The organism is Pseudomonas sp. FP1762 (genome assembly GCF_030687105.1).
In the GTDB taxonomy this organism is placed as follows: Bacteria; Pseudomonadota; Gammaproteobacteria; order Pseudomonadales; family Pseudomonadaceae; genus Aquipseudomonas; species Aquipseudomonas siliginis.
The window spans coordinates 2,129,394-2,155,358 of record NZ_CP117458.1; the positions used below are offsets into that span (position 1 = coordinate 2,129,394).

Here is a 25,965-nt window from a genome sequence, read left to right on the forward strand (position 1 = left end):
GCGTGCAAGAGTTAATCGAGTCGGTAGGACAACTTTCGGCTAAGCAAAGAAAGGCTCTGGCGGTTCTGCTCAAGCAGAAAGGCGTCAACCTCTTTGACATTGCCCCGGTTTTCAAGCGCACGGCTGAAGAGCCGTTGCTGCTGTCCTACGCTCAGCAGCGCCAGTGGTTCCTCTGGCAGTGGGCACCGCACAGCGCGGCCTACAACATTCCGACGGCCCTGCGCTTGCAGGGGCCGCTGGATGTGCCGGCACTGGAACGCAGCATCGCGGCGCTGATCGAACGCCACGAAACCTTGCGCACGGTGTTCTCTCAAGACAGCGCGCAACCCTTGCAAGTGGTCCTGCCCGCAGGACCTTTTACTCTCGATATTCACAACCTGAGCGCTGAACTGGCGAATGACCCGGAGCACTCGATCGAGGCTTTCGTCCAGACCCAGAGCCAGAAGACTTTCGATCTGCAGCACGGCCCGTTGCTGCGAGCCGCGCTGCTGCAGGTCAACCCCGCTGAGCATGTGCTGGTGCTGACCCTGCATCACATCGTTTCCGATGGCTGGTCGCTGCAAGTGATGATCGAGGAACTGGTGCAGCTCTATGCCGGTTTCAACCTCGGTCACGACGCCGGTCTGCCGGCGCTGCCGATTCAATACGCCGATTACGCCTTGTGGCAGCGCCAGTGGATGGAGGCCGGTGAGCAGGAGCGACAACTGGCCTACTGGCAGGCAAAACTCGGCGGCGAACAACCGGTGCTGGAGTTGCCGCTGGATCGCCCGCGCGCGGTCGATCAAAGCTTCGCCGGCGCCAGCCATAACCTGATTCTCGACCCGGCGCTGAGCCATGCCCTCAAGGCCTTTGCCCGGCAGGAAAACGTCACCCTGTTCGTGTTGCTGCTGGCTTCGTTTCAGGCCTTGCTGCATCGCTACAGCGGGCAAAGCGACATCCGAGTCGGCGTGCCGGTGGCCAACCGTGGCCGAGTGGAAATCGAGCGCCTGATCGGCTTCTTCGTCAACACCCAGGTGCTCAAGGCGGACATCGACGCAGAGCTGCCGTTTGTCGAACTGCTGCGTCAGGTCAAACAGACCGCGCAGGAGGCGCAGGCGCATCAGGACTTGCCCTTCGAGCAATTGGTCGAAGCGCTGGAGCCGGGCCGCAGCCTCAGTCACAGCCCGCTGTTCCAGGTCATGTTCAACCACCAGGCCGAGCGCCGTGCGAGCGTTGCGACGCGCCTTAACGGCCTGAACATCGAACCGCTGGAATGGCAGAGCCAGACCGCGCAATTCGACCTGACCCTCAACACTACCGAACAGGCGCACGGCATCGAAGCGGTGCTCAAGTACGCCACTGACCTGTTCGACGCAGCGACCATCGAGCGCCTGGCGCAACACTGGACCGCGCTGTTGCAGGCGATCGTCGCCGAGCCGACCCGGCGCATCGGCCAATTGCCGATGCTCGACGCCGGCCAGCAGCAACAGCTGTTGGCGCAATGGAATCCGTCGCTGATTGAACAACCGCTGACGCCGTGCATCCAGCAAGCCATCGAGGCCCAGGCCGAGCGGCATGCCGACGCGGTGGCCGTGACCTTCGCAGGACAACGCCTGACCTACGCTGAACTCAATCGCCGCGCCAACCTGTGGGCGCATACGCTGCTCGAGCAGGGCGTCGGCCCGGACGTGCGCGTCGGCGTGGCGGTGGAGCGTTCGCTGGACATGATCGTCGCCATTCTCGCGGTGCTGAAAGCGGGCGGCGCCTATGTGCCGCTGGACCCGGGCTACCCGGATGACCGCTTGGGCTACATGATCGACGACAGCGGTATTCGATTGCTGTTGACCCAAGGCCATTTGCTCGGGCAATTGCCGATTCCGCCGGGGCTGGTCTGCCTCGATCTGGATCAGGCGCCGGAACACAGCATCGAAAGCAACCCGCCATGCCTGACCACGCCGGACAATCTGGCCTACGTCATCTACACCTCCGGTTCCACCGGCAAACCCAAGGGCGCGTTGCTGCCGCACGGCAACGTGATGCGCCTGTTCAGCGCCACCGCGCACTGGTTCGATTTCGGCCCGCAGGACAGCTGGACGCTGTTCCACTCCTACGCGTTTGACTTTTCGGTGTGGGAGATTTTTGGCGCGCTGCTGTACGGCGGCAAACTGGTGGTGGTGCCCCACGATGTCAGCCGTTCGCCAGAGGATTTCTACACGCTGCTGTGCGATGAAAATGTCACGGTGCTGAACCAGACACCGTCGGCGTTCAAGCCGTTGATGCAGGTCGCCTGCGAGTCGAGCCGCAGTAATACCCTGCGTTACGTGGTGTTCGGCGGCGAGGCGCTGGAAGTACAGAATCTGCGCCCGTGGTTCGAACGTTTTGGCGACCGCACGCCGACGCTGATCAACATGTACGGCATCACCGAAACCACCGTGCACGTGACCTACCGGCCATTGTCGCTGGCGGATCTGCACAGCAATCACAGCAGCCCGATTGGCGCGCCGATTGTCGACCTGTCGTGGTACTTGCTCGACAGCTCGCTCAACCTGGTGCCGCAAGGCTGCATCGGTGAGTTGTACATCGCTGGCGCCGGTCTCGCTCGTGGTTATCTGAATCAGGCTGGCATGAGCGCTACCCGCTTCGTGCCCGACCCGTTCAACCGCAAGGCCGGCCAGCGTCTGTACCGTACCGGCGACCTCGCACGGCTGCGCGGCGATGGGGTGATCGAGTACATCGGTCGTATCGACCACCAAGTGAAGATCCGTGGTTTCCGCATCGAGCTCGGCGAAATCGAAGCGCAACTGCTCAAGCATCCACAGGTGCGCGAAGCGGTGGTGCTGGCGGTGGACGGCCTCAGCGGTCAGCAACTGGCAACCTGGGTCGTGCCCGTCGAGGCAGTGAACGCGGACGAGCAGGGCGCCCTGCGCGATTCGATCAAGGCGCACCTGCGCGAAACACTGCCGGATTATATGGTCCCGGTCAGTTGGGCGTTCCTCGACCGACTGCCGCTGACCCCTAACGGCAAGCTCGATCGCAAGCAGCTGCCGCACCCGGACGTTGCGCAAGTGCAAGAGGCCTACGCCGCGCCGCGCAGTGAACTGGAACAGCGTCTGGCGGCGATCTGGCAGGACGTGCTCAAGGTCGAACGGGTCGGGCTTCACGATAATTTCTTCGAGCTGGGCGGCGACTCGATCATCTCGATTCAAGTGGTCAGCCGCGCTCGGCAGGCTGGTATCCGCTTTACGCCCAAGGACATTTTTCAGCATCAGACCGTGCAGCGTCTGGCCACCGTCGCGCAGCAGAGCGACGCGATGCAAACGGAGCAGGGCGAGGTGCTTGGCGATGCGCCGCTGACGCCGATCCAGCAGTATTTTTTCCACAGCGACATCCCGGCGCGGCATCACTGGAACCAGTCGATCCTGCTGACCCCGGCGAAAACCCTGCAAGCCGCAGCGCTGCAACAGGCCTTGGCGCAGGTGCAAAAACAGCATGACGCCTTGCGTCTGCGTTATCGCCAAACCGAGCAGGGCTGGCAGCAAAGTCACGGCGCGGCAGATCAGCCACAGGCGTTGTTGCGCACTTTCACGCTGGACGACAGCGCGGCACTGCCAGCGCTGTGCCTGGAGCTGCAACGCAGCCTCGACCTGCACAACGGCCCGCTGATCCGCGCGGCGCTGGTCGATATGCCGGACGCCAGTCAGCGTCTGTTGCTGGTGATTCATCACCTGGTGGTCGATGGCGTGTCGTGGCGAATCCTGCTCGAAGACCTGCAAAGCGCCTATCAGCAGATCAGCAGCGGACAGAGCGTGCATCTGCCGGCCAAGACCAGCGCGTTCAAGGACTGGGGCTTGCGCCTGCAAGAACATGCGCGCAGCGCGGCGCTGGGCAGCGAACTGAGCTACTGGCGCGAACAGTTGCGCGACGTTCCGCTCGGTTTGCCGCTGGATAATCCGCAGGGCCAGTTGAACAACCGCTTCGAACGCAGCGTCGACACGCGGCTGGACGCCGAACGCACTCGCCAGCTGCTGCAACAGGCCCCGGCGGCCTACCGCACTCAGGTCAACGACCTGCTGCTGACCGCACTGGCGCGGGTGCTGTGCGAGTGGACCGCCAGCGACAGTGCGCTGGTCCAGCTCGAAGGCCATGGCCGCGAAGACCTCTTCGATGACATCGACCTGAGCCGCACCGTGGGCTGGTTCACCAGCATGTTCCCGGTGCGCCTGACACCAAACGCCAGCCTGGAAACCTCGATCAAAGGCATCAAGGAGCAACTGCGCGCGATCCCGAACAAGGGCATCGGCTTCGGCTTGCTGCGTTATCTCGGTACCGCCGAAGCACAAGCGGCACTGCATGAACTGGCGCAACCGCAGGTAACGTTCAACTACCTCGGCCAGTTCGATAACAACTTCGACGAAGACGCCTTGTGGCGGCCGGCCACCGAAGACAAGGGCGCCGGTCAGGACGCAAACGCGCCGATGGCCAATTGGCTGACCATCGATGGCCGGGTTTATCAGGGCCAGTTGAGCCTGACCTGGACCTACAGCAGCGACGTCTTCGAGGAGGCGACCATTGTCGGTTTGGCCCGCGCCTACGAAGTGGCGCTGAGCGAATTGATCGACCACTGCCTCAGTCATTCCGGGGGGCTGACTCCGTCCGACGTGCCGCTGGCCGGTTTGTCCCAGGCGCATCTGGACAGCCTGCCGATCGCCGCCCAGCGCATCGAGGACATCTATCCGCTGGCGCCGATGCAGCAGGGCATTCTGTTCCACAGCCTGTACGACGCGGATGCCAGCGCCTACGTCTATCAGATGCTGCTGGACATCGACGGCCTCGACGTCGCGCGGTTCCAGCAAGCCTGGCAGCGCGTGGTCGATCGCCATGAAGTGCTGCGCGCCGGTTTCATCTGGGGCCGCGATGGCCTCGATGCGCCGTTGCAGGTGATCAACCGCCAACTGACCCTGGAAATGCCGGAAATCGATGTGCGCGATGCCGCCGATCTGCCGGCGGTGCTTGAAGCACGGGCGCAGGCCGACCGCGAACGTGGCTTCGATCTGCAGAATCCGCCGCTGTTGCGCCTGTGCCTGCTGCGCACTGCCGACGATCGCCATCGACTGATTTTCACCTGCCACCACATCCTCATGGATGGCTGGAGCAACTCGCGGATGTTCGGCGAGGTGCTGCAGGATTACGCCGGCCAGCCGGTGCCGAGCGCGCAGGGTCGCTATCGGGATTTTCTGGTGTGGCTACAGGGCCAGGACAAGGCGGCCGCGCAGGAATTCTGGCGCGGGCAACTGGCCGAACTCGACGAGCCGACCCGACTGGCCTCGGCCTGCCACGGACGCACCGTGCCGGGGCCGGGCAAACAGATGCATCGTCTGCATTTCGATGAAGCGTTGACCCAGCGTCTGAACAGCTTCTCCCGTCAGCAACAGGTGACCCTCAACAGCCTGGTGCAGGCGGCATGGCTGCTGGTGTTGCAGCGCTACACCGGGCAGGCCACGGTGGCGTTCGGCGCTACGGTTTCCGGGCGGCCGGTGGATTTGCCGGGCATCGAAGAACAGTTAGGGCTGTTCATCAACACTCTGCCGGTGATCGCCAGTCCGCAGGCCACCCTCAGTGTGGGCGACTGGGTGCGCAGCGTGCAGGACAAGAACCTGCTGTTGCGCGACTACGAACAGACGCCGTTGCAGGACATTCAGCGTCTGGCCGCATTGAGTGGCGAAGCGCTGTTCGACACTTTGCTGGTGTTCGAGAACTACCCGGTGTCAGAAGCGCTGGAGGCCAATCCGGGCGGGCTGCGCTTTTCCGGTCTGGAGCATCGCGAGCAGACCAACTACGGCCTGACCCTGATTGCCGGCGCCAGCGAAGTGCTCAACCTCGATTTCAACTACCTCACCGAACACTTCGCCGAGCGCAGCGTGCTCGCTCTGGCCGCGCATCTGCGTGAAGTGCTCGAGCAATTTATCGCAGCGCCGCAGCGGGCACTTGGCGAGATCGGTCTGCTGCCGCAGGCCGAACGGCAGACGCTGGCGCAGTGGAACGACAATCACGCCGCTTATCCGGCCGAGCGGCTGATCTCGCAGAGCTTTGAAGCAAGGGTCGCAGCACATCCGCAGGCACTGGCGTTGAGTCATGCCGGCGTGGCCCTGAGCTATGGCGAACTGAACCTGCGGGCGAATCAGCTGGCCCGGCATTTGGTGACGCTGGGTGTCACCGCCGAAGTGCGCGTCGGCGTGGCGCTGCCGCGTTCGGCGGAACTGGTGATCGCCCTGATGGCGGTGCTCAAGGCCGGCGGCACCTACGTGCCGCTGGACCCGGACTACCCGGCCGACCGCGTGGCCTACATGCTCGACGACAGCCAGGCGAAAGTCCTGCTGACCCAGCAAGCGTTGCTGGCGCAACTGCCATCCAGCGAAGCACACGTGGTGCTGGTCGAGGCCGGCGGTGAGGCGTTCGCCGCGCAAGCGCCGGACAACCTGCCGGCGCGCGCCGACTCGAGCAGTCTCGCCTACGTGATCTACACCTCCGGTTCCACCGGCAAACCGAAAGGCGTGGCCATCGCCCATCGCAACGTACAGGCGCTGATCCAGTGGTCCGCCGAGGTCTACAGCGAGGACGATCTGCAAGGCGTACTGGCCTCGACGTCGGTGTGCTTCGACTTGTCGGTGTGGGAGATTTTCGTCACCCTGGCGCGCGGCGGATCCATGGTCATCGCACGCAATGCCCTGGAGCTGGCGGACTTGCCCGAGCGTGATCAGGTGCGCCTGATCAACACCGTGCCATCGGCGATTGCCGCGCTACAACGCATCGGCCAGATCCCGCCGGGTGTGCGGATCATCAATCTGGCCGGCGAGCCGCTCAAGCAGGCGCTGGTCGACACCTTGTACCGCGAGACTTCGGTTGCCCACGTTTACGATCTGTACGGGCCGTCCGAAGACACCACGTATTCGACCTGGACCCGTCGCGAACTCGGCGGCCAGGCCAATATCGGCCGGCCATTGCGCAATACCACTGCGTACCTGCTCGATGAGCAATTGCAGCAAGCGCCGCTCGGCATCGCAGCGGAGCTGTATCTGGCCGGTGACGGCATCACCCGTGGCTATCTGTTGCGCCCGGGCCTGACCGCCGAGCGTTTCGTGCCCAACCCGTTGGCGAGCAACGGCGAGCGTATGTACCGCACAGGCGACCTGACGCGCTGGCTGGATGACGGCCGTATCGAATACGTCGGCCGCATCGACCATCAGGTCAAGGTGCGCGGCTTCCGTATCGAACTGGGGGAAATCGAAGCGCGTCTGCTGGCCCAGGCCAGCGTGCGCGAAGGCGTGGTGCTGGCGGTGGACGGCGTTGGCGGCCAGCAACTGGTCGCTTATGTGGTACCGGCCGAGGCTGATCAAAGCCCCGCGCAACTGGACGCGCTGAGCACTGCGCTGCAAACCGCGCTCAAGGCGCATCTGCCGGACTACATGGTGCCGGCGCAGTGGCTGTTCCTCGAACAGTTGCCGCTGACACCCAACGGCAAACTTGATCGCAAGGCCCTGCCGGCACCGGATGCCAGCCAGGCACAACGCGATTACGTCGCGCCATCGACGGCGCTGGAGCAGCATTTGGCCGAGGTCTGGCAGGACATTCTGAAGATCGAGCAGGTCGGCGTGACCGACAATTTCTTCGCCCTCGGCGGTGATTCGATTATCTCGATTCAACTGGTCAGCCGCGCTCGGCAGCAGGGCATTTGCTTCACGCCCAAGGACCTGTTCCAGCAGCAGACGGTGCAGAAACTGGCCGCAGTGGTTTCGCTTGAAGACGCGCAATCCGCCAGCGCCAGCGACTACCCGTTGGCGCAATTGGATCAGGCGCAACTCGATGCCTTGCCGGTGCCGGCGGAACTGATCGAAGACGTCTATCCGCTGTCGCCGATGCAGGAAGGCATGCTCTTCCACACCCTGTCGGATAACGGCAGCAGCCTCTATGTGCAACAGGTCAGCCTGCCGATCAAGGGCCTCGACGTGGAGCGTTTCCGCAAGGCCTGGGAATTCATCATTGTCCGTCAGGCGATCCTGCGCACCAGTTTCCATTGGCAGGATGGGCTGGCCAAACCGCTGCAGGTCGTCCATCGCCAAGCGCCGTTGCAGATGCAGGTGCTCGATTGGCGTGGGCAGGACTGCAGCGAGGCGGCGATTGCCGAATTTGCCAGTGCCGATCGCGCGCTGGGCTTCGACTTGGCTGAAGCGCGTTTGCAGCGGGTGACCCTGCTGCAGCTGGGCGACGAGCAGTACCAGATGATCTGGACCAGCCACCACATTCTGATGGACGGCTGGAGCAGTTCGCGGCTGTTCGGCGAGGTCTTGCAGTACTACTCCACGGGCGAGGTGACTGGCGAAAACGGCCGCTATCGCGACTTCATCGCCTGGTTGCAGGCGCAGGATCAGGATGCCCAGGAGCTGTTCTGGAAGGCGCGTCTGGCGGTGGTCAACGAACCGACCGCGCTGAGTCAGGCGATGCACCCGCGTCATAGTGCCGACGTTACTGGTCACGATGCGCTCTATTCGAACTGGGACAAAGCGCAGACCGCGCGTCTGCTGGAGTTCTGCCGCGACTTGCGCATCACCCCCAACACACTGATTCAAGGTGCGTGGCTGCTGCTGTTGCAGCGTTATACCGGCCAGCAGACGGTGACCTTTGGCGCCACCGTGTCGGGGCGTCCGGAAAGTCTGCCGAACGTCGGCAACATGCTCGGCCTGTTCATCAACACCTTGCCGATCATTCAGACCCCACAGGCCGATCAGCGTCTGGCCGACTGGCTGGGTGAAGTGCAGGCCTACAACCTAGACATTCGCGATTACTCCCAGGCGCCGCTGGCCGATGTGCAGCGCTGGTCGAACCTCGGTGGGCAGGCGCTGTTCGACAGCATCGTGGTGTTCGAGAACTTCCCGATCGACGAGCGCTTGCAGGAAGAAACCGACACCGAGCTGACCTTCGGCAAATCCATCGGCCATGGCGTGACCAACGTGCCGATGGACCTTGCGGTGATGCTCGGCGATGAGTTGTCGATCGAGTACCTGTACCTGCGCAGCCACTTCAGCGCCGAGGCGGTGCAAGGCATTCGCCTGACCCTGGAAAATACCCTCGCGGCGATGATGGCCGCGCCGTATGAGCGGCTGGGTAACTTGCAGCGTCTGTCCGCCGAACAATGGCAAGCGGCGCAGACCTGGAGCGCCGAGCCGGCGCACCGCCATGAACCTCGCCTGTTGCCGGAGTTGATCAGTCGTCATGCGCAACAGCAGCCCGACGCGATCGCGGTGCAATGCGCCGGCGAAAGCCTGAGCTACGCAGAGCTGGAGCGGCAGGCCAATCGACTCGCGCAGTGCCTGATCGCCCATGGCGCCGGGCCGGAAGTGGTGATCGGCGTGGCGTTGCCGCGCTCGCTGGAAATGCTGGTGAGCTTCCTCGCCGTGCTCAAGAGCGGTGCGGCGTACGTGCCGCTGGACATCGATTATCCGCCCGAGCGCTTGGCGTACATGATCGAAGATTCGCGCATGGCGCTGCTGCTGACGCAAACCAGCCTGCGTGCGACGTTGCCGGCGCCTAACGGCGTGCGGCGTCTGGAAATCGATCAGCTCGATCGCAGTCTTTACAGTGACGCGGTCCCGGTCTGCGATGTTCATGAGCAGAGCCTGGCCTATCTGGTTTACACCTCCGGCTCCACCGGACGGCCGAAAGGCGTGGCCGTGACCCAGGGACCGCTGAGCATGCACTGCCAGGCGATCGCCGAGTTGTACGAAATGGACGCGAGCAGTTGCGAGCTGCACTTCATGTCCTTCGCTTTCGACGGCGCTCACGAACGCTGGCTGAGTACGCTGTACAGCGGCGGTCGTCTGGTGATCCGCGACGGTTGTTTGTGGACGCCGGAGCAGACCTATCAGGCCCTGCACGATTACGGCGTGACCATCGCTTGTTTCCCGCCGGCCTATCTCAAGCAACTGGCCGAGTACGCAGCCGCCAGCGGCATTGCGCCGCCGCCAGTGCGCATCTACTGCTTCGGTGGCGATGCGGTGCCGGAGCAGACTTTCGAACAGGTGAAAGCGGCGTTGCGTCCGCAATACTTCACCAACGGCTACGGCCCGACCGAAACCGTGGTCACGCCGATGCTCTGGAAAGTCGCCATCAGCCAGCAGTGCGAAGCGGCATACGCGCCGATTGGCCGCGCGGTCGGTGCGCGTTCGTTGTACGTGCTCGACGACGATCTGAATCCGCTGCCGCCGGGTTTTGCCGGTGAGTTGTACATCGGCGGTTACGGCGTCGCCCGTGGTTACTACGGACGCCCCGATCTGACCGGCGAGCGCTTCGTGCCCAACCCGTTTGCGCCCGGCGAACGCCTGTACCGCAGCGGCGATCTGGTGCGCCGTCGCCCGGACGGCGTGGTCGATTACGTCGGGCGCATCGACCATCAGGTCAAGGTGCGTGGCTTCCGCATCGAGCTGGGCGAAGTCGAGGCCAGCCTGCGTCAGTTGCCGGCGGTCAGCGATGCGCTGGTGATTGCCCGCGACAATGCCTCCGGCAAGCAACTGATCGGCTACGTGGTCACCGCCAGCGGTGAAGACATCGGCGATGAACTCAAGGCCGGGCTGCGCGCTTCGCTGCCGGAATACATGGTGCCGGCGCAGATCGTCTGCCTCAGCGCGTTCCCGGTCACGCCCAACGGCAAACTCGATCGCAAGGCCTTGCCGGAGCCGGAGTTCAAAAGCGACGTATATGTTGCCCCGCGCACCGAGCAGGAACGCCTGCTGGCGGAAATCTGGGCGCAGGTGTTGCAGGTCGAGCAGGTCGGTATCAGCGATAACTTCTTTGAACTGGGCGGCGATTCGATCCTCAGCCTGCAAGTGATCTCGCGGGTGAGAAACCACCCGACCCTGCAGATGGAGCTGAAGCTGCGTGATCTGATGCGCTATCAAACCATCGCCGGCATCGTCGAGCAGCAGGTGGCGAAGGACGGCGCCGGGCAAGCGTTGCCGGACCTGACTCAGGTTGCCGCAGAGGGTGCGTTCAATTTGCTGCCGATCCAGCAATGGTTCTTCGCCGAAGGCATGGCCGAGGCGCATCACTACAACCAGTCGTTGCTGCTCAGCGCACGTCAGCCGCTGGATCTGGATGCACTGGAACAGGCGCTGGGCTTGATCGAACAGCATCACGATTCGTTGCGTCTGCGTTTTTCCAATGACGGCGGGCGCTGGTTGCAGCGCTATAGCAGCAGCGCGTCCGACGAGGCTGTGCTGTGGCGCCGTGAAGCGCAAAGCAGCGAAGAGGTCGAAGCTTTGGCCAACCTCGCGCAGCGCAGCCTCAAACTCAATGACGGGCCGGTCTGGCGGGTCATGCATGTGGCCTTGCCGGATGGCCAGGCGCGCTTGCTGGTGGTGATTCATCACCTGGTGGTCGACACCGTGTCGTGGCGGATTCTGCTCGACGATCTGAAAGTCGCTTATGAGGCGTGCGTGCAGGGGCTGGCGCCGCAACTGCCGATTCGCACCAGCAGTTATCGTTCGTTTGCCGAAGCGTTGCAGGCGCAGGCGCCGGTGATTGCCGAGCAGGAATTGAGTTATTGGCTGGAGCAACTGGATCAGCCCGGCGTTGATCTGCCGTGCGACAACCCGCGCGGCAAGAACCTCGTGCGGCAACAGGCGCAGGCACGGCTCAAGCTGTCCCGCGAACACACCGAACAACTGCTCAAACAGGCCCCGGCGGTGTACGGCACGCAGATCAACGACTTGCTGTTGTCGGCGCTCAGCCGCGCCCTGTGCCGCTGGAGTCAGCAACCGTCGGCGCTGATTCTGCTTGAAGGTCACGGTCGCGAAGACCTCTTCGAATCGATCGACCTGAGCCGCAGCCTCGGCTGGTTCACCAGCATGTTCCCGGTGCGTTTACGCCCGGACAGCGACGACATCGGCCAGTCGATCATCGATGTGCAGGCGCAACTGGCGGGCGTACCGCAGAAGGGCATCGGCTATGGCGTGCTGCGTCATCTGGCCGGGCCGGACATTTCGGCGCAACTGGCCGCACTGCCGCAGGCACGGGTGACGTTCAACTACCTCGGGCAGTTCGACCAGAGCTTCGATGAACAGGCGTTGCTGGTGCCGGCACTGGAAGAGACCGGCGACAACTACAGCCTCAAGGCGAACCTGGGCAACTGGCTGGAAATCGTCGGCCAGGTCTATGACGGGCAACTGGCCTTGCGCTGCATCTACAGCAGCCAGCGTTACCGCGCCGGCACCATGGATGCGCTGATGAGCGATTACCAGCGTGAGCTTGAAGCGTTGATCGAGCATTGCATGGCGCGGGCGGGTTGATCGCCCGGTCTTTTGCGCGGGCGCTGCCCAGGCGCGCCCGTCTTATTGCGGATACAAGGATTTTTATCGATGTCGTTACACCCTGATCTGGAAGCTTTCCTCGACCTCGCTCAAGACAGCCAGGACGCCGGCCTGCCGGCCATGCACCAACTGACCCCGAGCGAGGCCCGCGCCACCTTCGAGCAGACCACCGCGCAACTGCGCTGGCCGGCGCCGCAGGATGTTGAAGTCAGCGAGATTGAGACACTGGCCCGCGATGGTGCGGCGCTGGCGTTGCGTTTGTATCGGCCCAACGGTATTGAATCGCCGCTGCCGGTGCTGGTGTATTTCCACGGTGGCGGGTTCGTGGTTGGCAGTCTGGATTCCCACGACGGCGTCTGCCGCGAGTTTTGCCAGCGCACGCCGTGTGCGGTGCTCTCGGTCGGTTATCGACTGGCGCCGGAGCATCGCTTTCCGACGGCGCTGGAGGATGGCGAGCACGCTTTGGCCTGGCTGGCCGAACAGGCTGCGAGCCTCGGCCTGGATGGTTCGCGCGTTGCGTTTGGTGGCGACAGCGCGGGTGCCACGTTGGCGACGGTGCTGGCGATTCAGGCAGTGGTGCAGCCGCACACGGTGGCTATCGCGCCCAAGGCGCAGTTGTTGTGTTATCCGGTGACCGATGCTTCGCGGGTGCATGATTCGCGGCTGTTGTTTGGTGAGGGGTATTTGCTCGAGAACGACACGCTGGAGTGGTTTTATCAGCACTATGCGCGAGGGCCGGAGGATTATCTGGATTGGCGTTTTTCGCCGTTGCTGGCGGAGGATCTGCGTGGTGTGGCGCCGGCCATTGTCGTATTGGCCGGGTTTGATCCGTTGCTGGATGAGGGGCAGGCTTATGTCGACAGGCTGCGTGGGCAGGGGGTTGAGGTCGAGGTCGAGGTTTGTGGCGGGTTGACTCATGATTTGTTGCGGTTGGGGACGGTGGTGCCTGGGGTTCTGGAGGTTTATTCGCGGGTTGGTGGGGCGCTTGCGCGGGTTTTTTGGATGGGGTGAATATCCGTTGCTTTGGTAGCGGCTGCTGGCGGTTTCGCCTGACGGCGACTTACTTTTTTACAAGCGCCAAAAAAAGTAAGCAAAAAACGCTAGCTCCTGCGTTCGGCCCTCGCAGGCTCGGGTTCCTTCGCTGCGGGATCGATCCGGGCGCAGCGGCTCCGGTTTGCTTCGCTGCACCTACACTCGCTGTGTTTGGCTGCGCCAGACGGTCGCTGCGCTCCCACGCCCGGATCAATCCCTCCACTCAGCCTTCCGACGTCGCCGGTGGATCAAAAGCAAGATCAAAAGCACTCGAGCTAACGCTCATTGTTGAGTGGTGAAAAGCGTGTGGTCTGCTTTGGATCTGTGTTGGATTCGCCCCTCACCCCAGCCCTCTCCCGAGGGAGAGGGAGCCGATTTGCGGGCTTTCCAGAATCTGCATTCGACTCGATATCGCAAGTCGGCGTATTTCGCCTGAACACCTCGGTCAGTCCCCTCTCCCTTCGGGAGAGGGCTAGGGTGAGGGGCTTTTGCTCTGGCTCTTGATCTTTTGCCCCTTCGGCAGGCTTCTTTACGGGATCGATCCGGGGGTGGGAGCGCAGCGACCGTACGACGCAGTCGTACACAGCGAGTGTAGGTGCAGCGAAGCCAACCGGAGCCGCTGCGCCCGGATCGGTCCCGTAACGAAGGTACCCCGAGCCCCAGCGAGCGGGCCGTACGCCGGGGCAAAGCCTTTTTGGTTACTTTTCGCTGGGCCGGCATTCCGGCGTTTGGAAAAAGTGACCCGCCGTAAGGGCGGAACCCTAAGTAGCCTTCACCGCAGCAACGGATATGCCCCCCAATCCCAAAAACCAAAAAGCCCCGCCAAAGCGGGGCTTCCACACAACTAAGAGCAATCAGAAATCAGCCTTCACCGACATCACAAAATTGCGTGGATCCCCGTAGAAGTTACCGAACCCCTCGGTACCAATAGTCGCGTAATAACGCTTGTCGAACAGGTTATTGCCGTTCAACGCCACCGACCAGGTGTCATCAATCCGATAACCAATGCGACCGTTCCAGACCGCATAACCCGCGCCATCGACATTGTCCCCGCCCAGAGGCGAAACCCGGTAGGTGCCCGTCTGCGCATTGACACCCGCACCAATCGTCACACGATCCAGCGGCCCGCTCAGGGCGTAATCACCCCAGACGCGCAACAGGTGACGCGGCACGTAGGAGTTGTAGACCGCGCCATCCTGAGTGGCGTCGGCATCTTCCAGCACCTTGGTCTGGGTGTAGGTATAACCGGCCAACAGTTGCAGGCGGTCGATCACTTCACCGCTGACTTCAGCTTCAAAGCCCTGGGCGCGGACCTTGCCGGAGTTGATCTGGCACGAACTGTCTTCGCACCGCAGGTCATCCTGGGCCGCATCTTTCTGGATGGTGCGGAACAGGTTGAACGTGGTGTTCAGACGACCGTCGTACCACTCACCCTTGATCCCCAGCTCGTAGCTCTGGCCAATCAGCGGCTTGAGCGTGCTGCCGTCGATGGTTTTGTACGAGCCTTGCGGGGTGAAGATGTCGGTGTAGCTGGCGTAGGCGGTCAGGTTGTCGTTGAGGTCGTAGAGCAGGCCGGCGAACGGCGTGACCTGGCCGGTTTCGGTGGACTGGGTGTTGACCTCGGTGCCTTCGCCACGGAAGTACTGCACCGAGTCAGTGTCGGATTTGTACCAGCTGACCCGACTGCCGAGTACCAGCGTCATCGGGTCGGCGAGTTTCAGGCGGGCGATCGAGTAGGCGCCGTATTGCTTGATGTGCATGTCCACCGGGCCGCCACGGGAGGCGTTGGCCAGGTAGTAGCTTTCATCCGGCTGCGGGATGTTGTGGTTCGGGTTGAACACGTTCTGACGCTGTGGCAACGCGGCCACCGCGTAGAAGTCGTCCTTGTGCGAACGGCTGGCGTTGGCGCCGACGATCAGTTCGTGCTGCTGGCCGAAGGCGTCGAATTTGCCGTCGACGTAGGCATCGAAACCGTAGTCGCGCTGATCGTAGTCATAGGTACTGCCAAGCATCAGCGTGTTGGTGGCGGTGGCGCCCAAGGGCACTGTGCCGCTCGGGAAGGAATATTCCATGTCCTGGGTGTTGCGCGAGTACACGCCAGCGACTTTCAGCGACCAGTCATCGTTGAACTGGTGTTTGACGTCGGCGAAGTAGGTGGCGCGTTTGCTGCGCTGGTTGTTCCACGAGGTGTTCAGGCAGGTGGAGCGTTTCAGGTGCAGGTCGGAGCCGTCGGCGTAGCGCGGCAGGCCGCCCCAGCACGGGGTGGCGTCGACGTCTTCATAGGCCATGCCCAGACCGAGGGTGGTGTCGGGGCTGAGGTCGAAGTCCAGGGCGCCGTAGTAGATCTGGTCGCGACGTTCAGCCACGTCGTAGAAATACTTACGGGTCTGCTGGGTCACCACGGCGCGGCCACGGACAGTGCCGGCGTCGTTCAGCGGGCCGCCGGTGTCGACCTGGCCGCGGTAGTTGTCCCAGGTGCCGGCCGACAGCGACAGCTGCGTGTGCGGGGTGTCCTGGCCGCGCTTGCGCACGAAGTTGACGCCGCCGGCGGTGCCGCCCGCGCCTTTCATCATGCCGGCCGCGCCGCGGAGGATTTCCACGCGGTCATAGATGGCCATGTCGCTGTTGAAACTGTCCGCCTGCACGTAGCTGCTGCCGATGTCCAGCGGCACGCCGTCGTACTGGTACTGGCCGGTCATGCGGAAACCGCGCGAGTAGAAATATTTGCCGCCCATGGGCGAGTCGTAAACGGTGATGCCCGGGGTCTTCTCCATCACCTGTTCAATGGTGTTGAGGTTCTGGTCGTCGAGCATCTTGCGGGTCATCACTGTGACCGATTGCGGCGTTTCCTTCAGCGAGTGCACGCCTTTGCCGATGGTCACGCCGCCGGTGGTGTACGAGTTGCTGCCTTCGGTGGTGGCGCCGAGGCGGTTGGCGTTGACGTTGGTCGGCGCCAGTTCCATCGCGCTGCCGCTGGTGGCCGGGCCGAGCACGGTGACGGTGTTGCCGTCACGCTGATAGCGGATGCCGGTGCCGCTGAGCATGGCCTTGAGCGACTCGTCATCCTGATAGCGGCCGTTGAGGGCGCTGGAGCGCAGGCCTTGCAGGCTTTCCGGGCTGTAGATGATTTGCAGACTGGTCTGCTGACCGAGGGTCTGCAGGGCCTGGGCCAGCGGTTGGGCCGGGATGTTCAGGGTCCATTCCTGGGCCTGGACATACGGCGCTGCTGCAAGGGTCAGTGCCAGACCCAGGCCGCTACCGGCCAGGCGTGTGCGGGTCGCGCCGTGCATCAGCAGGGCTCGAGTCAGAGGGCGAAGCATGAAACGGGATGCGGACATGAGGTTAAGACCTTGGCAGGTATAGTTGTTAATGGTTCTTATTCATCTCATTAAGACGAGGAAGCCGCGGCAAACCGGAAAAGTTTTTTCTCCGGCCCGGTCGCGGCTGCCTCGATCAAGCGGTTTGCAGTTCGCTTCTGACCTTGCCGGCCTCCATGCGCACCAGTTGATCGGCGACGTCGAAGTAACGGTCGTCGTGGGAAATCACGATGATGGTTTTGCCCAGACGCTTGAGGTCGGGCAGCAGCTCGGTATAGAAAATCCGCCGGAAGGTCGGGTCCTGATCCGCCGCCCATTCATCGAACACCAGCACCGGGCGCTCTTCGAGCCAGGCGTTGACCAGTGCCAGGCGTTTGCGCTGACCGGTGGACAGGTCGGTAGTGCTGAAGGCGCCGTCGCGCACGCTGACCTTGTGCGCGATCTCCAGACGTTCGAGGTAGCGGGTGGCATCCTGCGGCACTTCACGATCGCCCTGGATCAAGTCATCGAACAGGTAGTAGTCGGCGAAGATCGTCGTGAAGTTCTGCCGGTAGTCATCGCGATTGACCGCAGTGATCGGCTTGTCGTTAACGCGGATTTCGCCCTCGGTCGGCGCGTACAGGCCCAGCAGCAATTTGATCAGCGTGGTCTTGCCGCAGCCGTTCTCACCGACGATAAACACAATGTCGCCCTGTTCGATGCGCAGGTTCACCGGGCCGAGGCGGAACGGTTCGCTGCCTTCCACGGGCGGGAAGGCGTAGCGCACGTTGCGCAGTTCCAGGCTGTTGACGGCGGCTGGCTTGCTGCCCTGATCCTGCAGCAACAGGTGCGGTTCCGGTGAGGAGAACTGTTCGCTGAGTTCGGCGATGCGACGGAAGGCAATCTGCGCGCGGCTGATGATCGGCAGGGTGCTGATCAGGTGCTCCAGCGGCCCCTTCATGTACAGCAGCACCAGAACGAAACCGCTCATCACCGCTTTGTCGGCACTCGGCCACAGCGATTGCAGGGCCAGGGCCATGCCGATGACCACGAAGAACAGCATCGAGCCAAACGACTTGGCGATGACGAAGGTGTTGATCGATCTGATCTGGGTGTCGCAGATTTTCTCGGCGGTTTTCTGAATGCCGGCGACGAACATGCGCTGGCGGCGCGGGCGGTGAATGCGCAGTTCCTTGGCGCCTTCGGCAATTGCGTTGTAGTGCTTCTGCAGTTCGTCTTCGGAATCGCGGGCGGCGTAGAAACCGCGCATGCCTTTGGCCCGGGCGATGGCCTGGATGGTGGTGCCGATGGCGATGGCCACCAGCATCATCAGGAACATCGGCCACGACAGCATGGCCAGATAGCCGAGACAACCAAGGGTCACGGTCATGGAGATCGCCAAGGGCGCGAAGGCGAAGGCGAAGTCGCTGATGGTGTCGACGTCGTGGGTCAGCACCGGAATCAGGCGATGGCTGCGATAGCGTTCGATCTGGTCGATCGGCGCCGACAGGACTTTCTCCCCAAGCTCTTTGCGCAGTTTGGCGATGATGTGCTGGCCGACATAGTTGGTGCCGATGTCCGACAGGATCGTGGTCAGCAGGGCCAGGGCACAGAGGCCGGCAAAGATCATCACCACGGTGCGGGTCAGGCCGTCATCGGAATGCAGGGCGTTGTTGATGGTCGCCAGCAGCACGGTGACGCTCAGGCCGCCGAGCATGCCGAGCACGATGGACGCCGAGACGATCAGGCGGAAGGGCTTGAGCAGGGCGAACAATTCGTTGATCGCCCCACGCGTAGGCTTGGTCATGGAGGATTCCTGCTTCGATGCGGAGGGAGTGCCGGTACTTAAGGAAAACGAATGGTCGCGGAGTTTCTTTAACCGAGCGCAGGCGTGGCTGCGCTCGTCGAGGGCGGGATCAGAGGTCGCGCACTACGCGAAAGCCCAGCCAGTCGCCCTTGCTGGTCGGCCAGCTGCTGTTGCGGTTGCCCGAGCGCGAGAAGATCGGCGCCTCGCCCCAGTCGTTGCCGCGCATGACCTGGCGTTCGCAGTTTTCCTGGGTCCATGGGCGACCGTCGGCGGGCACTCCGGAGTAGTCCGGGTGATAGCAATCGGCGGTCCATTCGTAGACGTTGCCGTGGGCGTCGAACACGCCAAACGCATTGGCCGGGAAGGTGCCGGCCGGCGAGGTGAAGTTGTAGCCGTCGGCTGCGCCATAGGTGTTGGCGTGTTTGGAGATCTGGTAATCCTTGCCCTCATCGAACGGGAACGGGAAAGGCCCGGTGCTGCCGCCCCGGGCGGCGTATTCGCGGATCGATTCGCTTTGCAGGCGATAGGCGTGCCCGGTCTTTTTCGACAGCCAGTCGATGTAGCCCTGGGCTTCGGCGACGTTCATGCACACGGCCGGATCGCGTGGCGTCTGTTTGAATTCCGGCTTGCCGGCGGTGCAGCGGCGGCCGGGGCGGTCATCGAAGTCGTAAGGTTTGTTGCCGGTTTCGCGCACATAGGCGTCCCATTCGCCCACCAGCACCTGCGAGCGGCTGATAGCGAATGGTTTGCTGAACGTCACCGTGTGCAGCGGGCCTTCGTCGGGTTGGCGGCCGACTTCATCGTCCGGCGTGCCCATGGTGTAGCTGCCGGTCGGCAGCACGACCATTTCCGGGCAGTCCTTGCAATCCTTGAACACTTTGCCCGCAGCGGGTGCTGTCGCCGCGTGCGCGGTGCCGGGCAACAGGGCAGCGCAGAGGGCGCTTAGCGCCAGTGCGGGCAGGGCTTTGGAGAGGAGTGACGCGTGAGGCTTTTTCATGGGTCGTCTCTTTGAAAGGAAAACGGCAGTCGAGGGTCAGGCACGCAGCTTGGTGCCGAGGATGTCCATGAAGCGATCCACTTCGGCTTCGCTGTTGAGCAAGCCCGGCGCGGTGCGAATCACCGGCCCGACGTCGCGGCTGACCGCGTCGCAGATCACCCGGTTCTGCATCAGCCAGGCAGCTACTTCATCGCTGTCCTGGCCCTTGATCCGGAAGAAGGTGAAACCGGCGGAGAACTGCGAGGCGAGCGGGGTGACCAATTCGATGTTGCGGTGCTCCTGCAAGCGTTGCTTGAGGTAGCTGTTGAGCTGATGAATGCGCGTCTGCACCTCGGCTTTGCCCAGCTGCAGGTGCAACTTGAAGGCTTCGTCCAGCGCCCAGCGATGCTCGAAGGCGTGGTAGCCGCCCGGGGTCATGATGGTCGAGAAGGCCGTGGCCTCGGAGAAGGTCGGCACGCTGGGGCTGACGTATTTCAGTTCTTCGGTGCGGCTGCAGACGATGCCGGTGCCGCGCGGGCCGAACATCCACTTGTGCGTGCCGGCGATGAAAAAGTCGCAGTTCATCTGCGGGAAACTCAAGTCGTCGACACCGAAACCGTGCACACCATCGACCACGTAAATCAGCCGATCCTGGTCGTCGCGCTGGCGGTTGTGCTCGTCGACCAGCCGCGAGATGTCGCTGATCGGCAGCTTCACGCCGCTGCCCGAATGCACCCAGGTCATGCCCAGCACACGGGTTTCGGGGCGGATGTTGCGATTGATCGTGTCGAGCACCTGATCCAGAGAAATGCTCTGCGGGGTTTCGAACAGCTTGAGTTTGCGCACGCGCGTGCCGTCACGACGGCTGCGGAAATCGAGAATGTTGCGCGTCGAATAATGCTCGTGAACCGTGGTAAGAATTTCCTGGTCCGCGCGCACCTGTACGCTGCCGTAGATCATCGCCAGGCCTTCGGTGGTGCTGCCGGTCAGGGCGATTTGCGCCGGTTTGGCTTGCAGATACTGGCCGGCCCAGTGGCGCACGTTTTCTTCGCGCTTCTCGGTGACGCCCAGATCCCAATCCATCGCCAGACCGGGATTCAGATCCAGCGCCGCGCGATGGCGTTCGATCGCTTCGCGCACCGGTTTGGGGTGCGAGGTGACGAGGAAATTGGCGAAGTGAATCGCTTGGGGATCCTGATCGAACATTTGACGCAATTGCGCCCATTTGTCTCGCGACGCAGTCGGCACGGCAGCGATGGCCGCCGGAGCACTCAGGCTGGCGCCCAGGGGCAGGGCGGCGGCGAGCAGGCCGGCCTGCTTGAGAAAAGTGCGACGATCGGTCATGGCCGCGCCACCTCCTGGCGCGACGCCAGCGCTGGTTTCGCGGCTTTTTGCACCTGATCCCAGACGCGCATGAAGTTGCCGCCCCAGAGCTTGGCGATATCCGCTTCGGAGTAGCCGCGCTGCAGCAGTTCGGCGGTGACGTTGCGAATCTCGCCGACGTTTTCCCAGCCCTTGATGCCGCCGCCGTCGTTGAAGTCCGAGGCGATACCGACGTGGTCGATACCGATCTTGCGCACTGTGTAATCGATGGCGTCGCCGAAGTCCTTGAGGGTGGCTTTCGGTTCTTCTTCGAGGATCGCGTAGAGGCCGCTGGCGTATTGGCCGAGCTTCTGTTCCGACCAGGCGGTGATGATCGGATCGCCCGGCATCAGTGCCATGGCCAGATTGGGCAGTGGCGGCAGATCGAAGCGCGCACGTAGCGCATTGAGTTTGTCCTGCGTGCCCTGGGTCAGCGGTTTCAGGTATTGCGAGAAGGCGACGACTTGCACCACGCCGCCACTGTTCTTGATCAGTTGCAGTTCTTTGTCGCTGAGGTTGCGCGGGATATCCACCGCCGCCCGTGGCGCCGAGTGCGAGGCCACCAGCGGTGTGCGGCTCAGTTCGGCGACTTGCTCGAGGGCCTTGGTCGACATCTGCGAAACATCGATGATCACCCCCAGATCATTCAAGCGCTGCACCGCTTGTTTACCGATGTCCGACAGACCATCGAGGGCGTCGGGCGAATCATTGAAAAACGGCAGCGGCCGCGACGAGTCGGCCCAGCTGTTGTTGCCGATGTAACTGAAGCCGAACATGCGCATGCCGCGCCCGGCCCACAGGTCGAGCTTGCTCAGGTCATTGCCCAGCGGGTAGGCGTTGAGCATGCTGATGAAAATCGCAAACTTGCCTTCGCCATGCAGGCGGCGGAAATCATCCGGCGTGTAGGCGATGCCGGCCTGATTGGGAAAGTCGCGGACGATCCCGGAAATGATCTTGTAGCGCACCTCCTGCTGATTGCGCGCTTCTTCGACAAAACCCTCGGTCGGACGGTGCGGGGCATTCGGGCCGTTCCACATTTCCGGCCAGCCGAACACCGTCAGCGCGGCGCCGGACAGGCGTCCGCGATTGGCCTTGATGAGGTCGAACTGGCCCGAGCCATCCTTGTCGGCTTCGTGGTCGTGGCTGCCGAAACTCAGCGGTACGGTGATGTGGCTGTCGAACGACAGCAGGCGATCCTGCAACTCCGTCGCCTGTTTCATCACCTTCACCGGATAGCCGGGGTTGTTCCAGTAATCCCAGGCCAGAAATCCTGCGCCGGCACTGATCGCCAGGGCCAGCGGCAGGCCGATGAATAGAGCCTTTTTCCAACGCGGTTTTGTCATTGCCATCTCATTCAGGTTCGCCGTCGAGGTACAGGCGCAGGGGCCTTTGCTATCTGGGAAGAACGAGTGGCTGCACGGCTAATTTAGGTGTGCGTTACAAATGCCCGGCAGCGGCGCAGGGATGTTTTGCCGGCGGCGTAAATTTCCCCGCCGAGCAAACGTTCTAGCTTGGATAAAGCCTGCTTCATGGCTGACACAGGTAGGGCAATGACGATCTCTCGACGCTGGTTCATGGCGGGCATGGCACTCACGGGCGCCGCGCTGCCTGCCGCTTTTTATGCACATCGTGAATTGACCCGCGAGGAGTTTCCGATCACCCCGGGCGAGGCCACGGTCGATCTGGCGGACACCGCCGGGCAACAGCTGGCGGACAATTTGCGTGGGGTCTGGGACATTCGCTTTACCGGTGCGGCGGCCGGGCTTGATGGTTTGCCGGCGCAAGGCCTGGAGCTGTTTCTCGACATCGCTCATCGTGGGCGCGGCCTGCGCGGTTATCTCGACACCGGAGCGAATCTGCGTGCCGAAGGGCCTGTGCGTTATCAAGTGGTTGGCGATCTGGCACCGGGCAACGGCGCCGAGATGTATTGGCGCCTGCTGCGCACCGATGCGCCACTTGCACCGCCGGTGTATGAATTAAAAGTCAAACTGGATGAGGTCTGGGCGGCGTTCGGCAATGCCGGCAGCGCCACGTTCACCGGGCAAGTGCTGCGTCTGGACCGGCCGTTGGCGTTGCCCGAGCTGGACAACCAGTTCATCGCCATCAAACGACGTTTTCCCGAGGCCCGTGAACGCACCGGTCTGAATCCGCAACTGTTGGCCTGGCTGGTGGCGCCCGAGCATCGGTTGTTCCACCAGCTCTGGCACGCCACCCGCGACAAGTGGCACAAGCTCTCGGAGAAAAAGCGCGAAGCGCTGCGCGGCATCGGCTGGCAGCCCGGGCCGCGTGACAAGGAGCGCGACGCCCGTGGGCCAAGCAAGGATCGCAATGGCTCGGGCGTGGATTTTTTCTTTATGCATCGGCACATGCTAGGCATCGCCCGCTCGATGCAGGATTTGCCTTCCTGGCCGGCGTTTCCGCAGCCGCAGCCTGAGCTGGAGCGGGACCGACAGGGCTTCGCCCGCTATTTCGACAATCATGACGGCAATTCGCTGCCGCCGACCTGGCTGGCCGAGGGCGATGACGAGTACACCAAGTGGGTCAGCGACATCAAAGCGGCGGAGACTTTCCAGAGCAATTTCCTGGTCTGGGAATCGCAGTACCGTGACCCGCGTTATTTGTCGAAATTGACCCTTGGCCAGTTCGGTTCGGAAGTCGAACTGGGCCTGCACGACTGGCTGCACATGCGCTGGGCTTCGGTGGCGCGTGACCCATCCAACGACATTCCAGTGCCGATGGCGCGCGATCAGGCGGACTTCGCTGCGCGCTGGTATGCGCCGGAAAACGACTTTCTCGGTGATCCGTTTTCCTCCCATGTGAATCCGGTGTTCTGGCGTTTCCACGGCTGGATTGATGACCGCCTGGAAGACTGGTTCCGCGCCCATGAACGTTTTCACCCGGGCGAAGTGAGCCGTCTGGAAGTCAACGGCGTGCCGTGGTTTGCGCCGGGACGCTGGGTGGAAGTCGCCGACCCCTGGCTCGGCCCCGACACCCACGGCTGCAGCACCGTGCCCGGGCTGCAAGTCGGACGCTCAGTGGAGATGGACCCGGAGACCATGAAGCTGGCGCTGCGTATCACTTTTGGCGACGAAGACAACATGACCGAGCTGTTCCGCAAAGTGCCACAGCGCCCTTGGTATGCGCGACACCTGAAGGTCAAGGGCCGACAGCTCTAGATTGGTTCAAACAAACACACTCTCTGAATTGGTCGCAATCCCTTGTAGGAGCGAGCTTGCTCGCGGAGGCTTTTTTTGGGGCGGTGGGGGCATTTTGAGTGAGTACATATCCATCGCTGCGGTAACGACTACCTAAGGTTTCGCCCTTACGGCGACTCACTTTTTTACAAACGCCTAAAAAAAGTAAGCAAAAAAACGCTTGCTCCTGCGTTCGGCCCTCGCAGGCTCGGGTTCCTTCGCTGCGGGATCGATCCGGGCGCAGCGTTTCCGGTTTGCTTCGCTGCACCTCCTTCCGCTGTGTCTGGCTGCGCCAGACGGTCGCTGCGCTCCCACGCCCGGATCAATCCCTCCGCGCAGCCTTCCGACGTCGCCGGTAGATCAAGATCAAAAGCACTCGAGCTAACGCTCGTTGTTGAGTGGGGCGGCTTCGCCGCGGGCAGCTGCGCTGCTTTGCTTTTCTGTGGGAGCGAGCCTGCTCGCGATAGCTATCTCAAAGATACGAATGAACAGCAGATTTACCCTGATCCCTGTGGGAGCGAGCTTGCTCGCGATGGCGTCAGTTCAGTCGACGCATCTCCGTCAGATCACTTCCCAACCACCCCCCAGCGCTTTGTACAAGGCAATGCTCGCCTGCAACCGCGACAGGCGCAGCTGGACGTTCAGGTCTTGCGCCGCATACAGCGTGCGCTGAGTTTGCAGGACGGTGAGCAGGTCTTCGGCGCCGGCCTGGTAGCGGCTCTGGGCGATGTCGAAAGCGGTCTGTGCCTGGTTCAGTTCTTCGCTTTGCCATTGCCGCTGTTCGTCGAGGCCGCGAATGCTGCTGAGGGCTTTTTCGACGTCGGCGAAGCCGTTGATGATTGCCCCGCGATAGGTCTCCAGCAGTTCATCCTGTCGGGCCTTGGCCTTGTCGCGTTCGGCGCTGAGGCGGCCGTTGTTGAAGATCGGCGCGGTCAGCCCCGAGGACAGGTTGTAGAACGTCGTGCGCAGCAGGTCGGCGGCAAGGTCGGCGCCGCTGCCGAGGCTGGCGGTCAGGGTGATTTTCGGCAGCATCGCGGCGCGGGCGACGGTGACATCAGCCTGCGCCGCCGCCAGTCTGGCCTCGGCGCTGGCAATGTCCGGGCGGCGGCTGAGCAAGTCGCTCGGCACGCCGCTGGCGATGTCCGGCCAGTGCAATTGGGCGAAGGATTGCTCGGGCAACGGCAACGCTTGCACCGGTTGGCCGAGCAGGGCGGCGAGGCTGATCAGTGCTTCGCGGGCCTGTTGTTGCACCAGCGGCAGGCGACGCTGTTGTTCCGCCACCAGGCTTTTCTGCTGGGCCAGTTCCAGCGCGGTGGCGCTGCCGGCGTCGAAACGGGTCTGCACCAGATGCAGCACATTTTGCGCATTGGCCAGATTGAGTTCGGCAATGCGCGCCTGCTCACGCAAGGCCAGGGTTTGGGTGTAACTGTTGGCGACGCCGCTGAGCAAGGTCAGCTCGACGGTGGCGCGGTCGAACTCGCTGGCCTGCACACCGAACACGGCACTGTCGCGCGCGGCACGCTTGCCGCCCCAGAAATCGATTTCGTAACTGGCGCTGAGCTCGGCATCGTAATAATCCAGCGAGCGATTCTCGGGACTGACATCCAACTGGCTGTAGCCCTTGCCGTGGATCAGTTTCTGCCGGTTGGCGTTCAGCCCGGCCTTGAGTTCGGGCAGCAGCGGGGCGCCGGCAATGGTTGCGCTGGCCTCGGCCTGTCTGACCCGTGCCACGGCGGCGGCGAGGTCGTAGCTGCCCAGCCGCGCCTGTTCCACCAGCCGCTCCAGCTCGGGGCTGCCGAACTGCGTCCACCATTGCCGATTGCTTTGCCGCGCGCCGTGGCTGTCGGCGGACTGCCACGCGCTTGGTGGCTGCACGCCGCTGTCCAGGCGCGGCGCCGGGCTGCTGCAGGCCGCCAGTAGCAGGCTGGCGGCGAGGAACGTCAGTCGCACTTTCATAGGT

The 25,965-nt window shown here is 62.9% G+C and carries 9 protein-coding genes; 3 read left to right on the forward strand and 6 right to left on the reverse strand.

Going from position 1 to position 25,965, the window contains the following annotated elements; all coding sequences use genetic code 11:
• The first annotated feature begins 2 nt into the window (after nucleotides 1-2).
• Together PSH90_RS09390 and PSH90_RS09395 are read left to right on the forward strand one after the other, a co-directional pair.
• A complete protein-coding gene (locus PSH90_RS09390) occupies nucleotides 3-12,317 on the forward strand; it encodes a non-ribosomal peptide synthase/polyketide synthase (protein WP_305382581.1) in 12,315 nt (4,104 codons plus the stop codon).
• A 69-nt stretch (nucleotides 12,318-12,386) separates the two neighbouring features.
• A complete protein-coding gene (locus PSH90_RS09395) occupies nucleotides 12,387-13,349 on the forward strand; it encodes an alpha/beta hydrolase (RefSeq protein ID WP_305382582.1) in 963 nt (320 codons plus the stop codon).
• 875 nt (nucleotides 13,350-14,224) lie between these two features.
• Here PSH90_RS09395 and PSH90_RS09400 read toward each other — a convergent pair.
• The 5 genes from PSH90_RS09400 to pvdM form a co-directional block, all read right to left on the reverse strand.
• Complete coding sequence (locus PSH90_RS09400; protein ID WP_177327015.1) at nucleotides 14,225-16,708, reverse strand: TonB-dependent receptor; 2,484 nt, start codon at nucleotides 16,706-16,708, stop codon at nucleotides 14,225-14,227.
• Nucleotides 16,709-16,823: 115 nt separating this feature from the next.
• On the reverse strand, nucleotides 16,824-18,473 hold the full coding sequence (locus tag PSH90_RS09405; RefSeq protein WP_024012358.1) for a cyclic peptide export ABC transporter: 1,650 nt from the start codon (nucleotides 18,471-18,473) through the stop codon (nucleotides 16,824-16,826).
• A 109-nt stretch (nucleotides 18,474-18,582) separates the two neighbouring features.
• Nucleotides 18,583-19,470 (reverse strand): formylglycine-generating enzyme family protein, encoded by an 888-nt coding sequence (locus PSH90_RS09410; RefSeq protein ID WP_236169438.1) that lies wholly within the window; start codon nucleotides 19,468-19,470, stop codon nucleotides 18,583-18,585.
• Between the two features lie 36 nt (nucleotides 19,471-19,506).
• On the reverse strand, nucleotides 19,507-20,793 hold the full coding sequence (locus PSH90_RS09415) for an aminotransferase class V-fold PLP-dependent enzyme (protein WP_305382583.1): 1,287 nt from the start codon (nucleotides 20,791-20,793) through the stop codon (nucleotides 19,507-19,509).
• A complete protein-coding gene (gene pvdM, locus PSH90_RS09420) occupies nucleotides 20,790-22,154 on the reverse strand; it encodes a pyoverdine-tailoring dipeptidase-like protein PvdM (protein ID WP_095179475.1) in 1,365 nt (454 codons plus the stop codon). The genes PSH90_RS09415 and pvdM overlap by 4 nt, the downstream gene beginning before the upstream one ends.
• A 207-nt stretch (nucleotides 22,155-22,361) precedes the next feature.
• On the opposite strand from pvdM, the gene PSH90_RS09425 reads away from it, so the two are divergent.
• On the forward strand, nucleotides 22,362-23,987 hold the full coding sequence (locus PSH90_RS09425; protein ID WP_095179476.1) for a PvdJ/PvdD/PvdP-like protein: 1,626 nt from the start codon (nucleotides 22,362-22,364) through the stop codon (nucleotides 23,985-23,987).
• Between the two features lie 579 nt (nucleotides 23,988-24,566).
• On the opposite strand, the gene PSH90_RS09430 is transcribed toward PSH90_RS09425, so the two are convergent.
• Nucleotides 24,567-25,961: an efflux transporter outer membrane subunit gene (locus PSH90_RS09430; protein WP_305382585.1), complete on the reverse strand. Its 1,395-nt coding sequence runs from the start codon at nucleotides 25,959-25,961 to the stop codon at nucleotides 24,567-24,569.
• Nucleotides 25,962-25,965 lie beyond the last annotated feature (4 nt).

What these genes read in the sequence shown, in the direction of transcription:
- PSH90_RS09415 (WP_305382583.1), bottom strand. Translation starts at nt 20,793, where the DNA reads ATGACCGATCGTCGCACTTTTCTCAAGCAGGCCGGCCTGCTCGCCGCC.
- pvdM (WP_095179475.1), bottom strand. Translation starts at nt 22,154, where the DNA reads ATGACAAAACCGCGTTGGAAAAAGGCTCTATTCATCGGCCTGCCGCTG.
- PSH90_RS09405 (WP_024012358.1), bottom strand. Translation starts at nt 18,473, where the DNA reads ATGACCAAGCCTACGCGTGGGGCGATCAACGAATTGTTCGCCCTGCTC.
- PSH90_RS09430 (WP_305382585.1), bottom strand. Translation starts at nt 25,961, where the DNA reads ATGAAAGTGCGACTGACGTTCCTCGCCGCCAGCCTGCTACTGGCGGCC.
- PSH90_RS09425 (WP_095179476.1), top strand. Translation starts at nt 22,362, where the DNA reads ATGACGATCTCTCGACGCTGGTTCATGGCGGGCATGGCACTCACGGGC.
- PSH90_RS09410 (WP_236169438.1), bottom strand. Translation starts at nt 19,470, where the DNA reads ATGAAAAAGCCTCACGCGTCACTCCTCTCCAAAGCCCTGCCCGCACTG.
- PSH90_RS09395 (WP_305382582.1), top strand. Translation starts at nt 12,387, where the DNA reads ATGTCGTTACACCCTGATCTGGAAGCTTTCCTCGACCTCGCTCAAGAC.
- PSH90_RS09400 (WP_177327015.1), bottom strand. Translation starts at nt 16,708, where the DNA reads ATGTCCGCATCCCGTTTCATGCTTCGCCCTCTGACTCGAGCCCTGCTG.